At 64.5% G+C, this 1,777-nt stretch carries 1 protein-coding gene and 1 pseudogene; both read left to right on the forward strand.

Annotated features, from left to right (window positions below; genetic code table 11):
* Nucleotides 1-194 (forward strand): annotated as a pseudogene (locus tag MKK67_RS03875) (hypothetical protein); the annotation flags it as partial.
* 16 nt (nucleotides 195-210) lie between these two features.
* Nucleotides 211-1,562, forward strand: a protein-coding gene (locus tag MKK67_RS03880; protein WP_243962326.1) for an IS3-like element ISMex16 family transposase whose coding sequence is annotated in 2 segments (ribosomal slippage) — nucleotides 211-547 and nucleotides 547-1,562 — 1,353 coding nt in all. Because the reading frame shifts where the segments join, the coding sequence is not laid out codon by codon here.
* Nucleotides 1,563-1,777: the final 215 nt, after the last annotated feature.

Genomic DNA, 1,777 nt, shown 5'->3' on the forward strand with positions numbered 1-1,777 from the left:
CCCACTCCGATATCAGCCTCGTCAGCAACAAGGCGGATACCGGCAATGCCGGAACGGGCGACACGGCAGACCATGCTGCCACCGGCGCGGGGACGGGCGCGACGCTCGGCACGATCCTAGGCGGTTGTCCGACGTCAGCACCTGTGGGACAGAATGAGGGTCTTCACGAACGGAGGATGGCTGGTTCATCGTAGCCCCTGAGGAGCGAAGATGAAGCAGACATCCGGACCGGCCAAGAAGCCGGCAGAAGCGGTGATCAAGGACATCCGTCGGGCCACACGTCGGCAGTTCTCGTCCGAGGAGAAGATCCGCGTGGTGCTGGAAGGCTTGCGTGGCGAGGACAGCATAGCCGAGCTTTGCCGACGTGAGGGGATCGCCGCCTCGATGTACTACGGCTGGTCCAAGGAGTTCCTGGAGGCTGGCAAGAAGCGCCTGTCCGGCGACACGTCTCGTGCGGCCACCACCGATGAGGTGCGGGATCTGCGCCGCGAAGCGGGGGCGCTGAAGGAGGTCGTAGCTGATCTCGTCCTGGAGAACCGTCTGCTTAAAAAAAGCATGAGCGGGGCTGGGGGCGACGAGGCATGAGGTACCCGGCCCCCGAGAAGCTGGAGATCATTCGGCTGGTCGAGCAATCCCACCTGCCGGTGCGTGCCACCCTGGACAAGCTCGGCATCACCCGCTCGACGTTCTACCGCTGGTACGACGCCTACCGGCGCGGCGGCCCCGAGGCGTTGAATGACCATCCTTCGCAGCCGAGCCGGGTCTGGAACCGTCTACCTGCGGAGATCCGCGAGCAGATCGTTGCCTTGGCTCTGGAGCAGCCTGAACTCAGCCCGCGGGAACTGGCGGTGCGCTTCACCGACGAGCGCCGCTACTTCGTCTCGGAAGCGACGGTCTACCGGTTGCTCAAGTCTCAGGACCTGATCACCAGCCCGGCCTATATCGTCATCAAGGCCGCCGACGAGTTCCGCGATAAGACCACCGCGCCCAACCAGCTTTGGCAGACGGACTTCACCTACCTGAAGGTCGTTGGCTGGGGCTGGTACTACCTGTCGACGGTCCTGGACGACTTCTCACGCTACATCGTCGCCTGGAAGCTGTGCACGACGATGCAGGCCAGCGACGTCACCGCCACGCTCGACCTGGCGCTGGGGGCGGCTGGGCTCGATCAGGCGCGGGTGATGCAGCCGCCACGCCTGCTCTCCGACAACGGGCCGAGCTACGTCGCCAGCGACCTGGCTGACTGGCTCGGCATTCGGGGCATGACCCACATCCGCGGTGCGCCATGCCATCCGCAAACGCAGGGCAAGATCGAGCGTTGGCATCAGACGCTCAAAAACCGCATCCTGCTCGAACACGCGTACTTGCCCGGCGAGTTGGAGACGCAGGTTGCCGACTTCGTCGAACACTACAACCATGCCCGAGCCCATGAGAGCCTGAGCAACCTCACGCCCGCCGACGTCTACTTCGGACGCGGCGAAGGGATCCTGGCCGAGCGGGAACGCATCAAGCGCCAGACCCTGATGGATCGCCGCTTGCGCCACCACGCGCAGGCTGCCTAACCTCTTACCCCAGATGGACCAGAGCCTCCGCTCCTGAACACCGCTGAATGTCCCAAATCATCTGACGACGGACAGGGACATCGCTCCGGCAGACCTATGAAGCTCGGCGTGTCGCTGTTGCGCTGTGGCGGCACGAGCGCCACCGAGGCTGAGCGACGGATAGCATTGCGAGGCTATTGCGGGGCCTCTACAGCCCGCCGATGTCCGACAAGCTC

This window comes from Methylobacterium sp. J-072 (assembly GCF_022829425.1).
Taxonomy (GTDB): Bacteria; Pseudomonadota; Alphaproteobacteria; order Rhizobiales; family Beijerinckiaceae; genus Methylobacterium.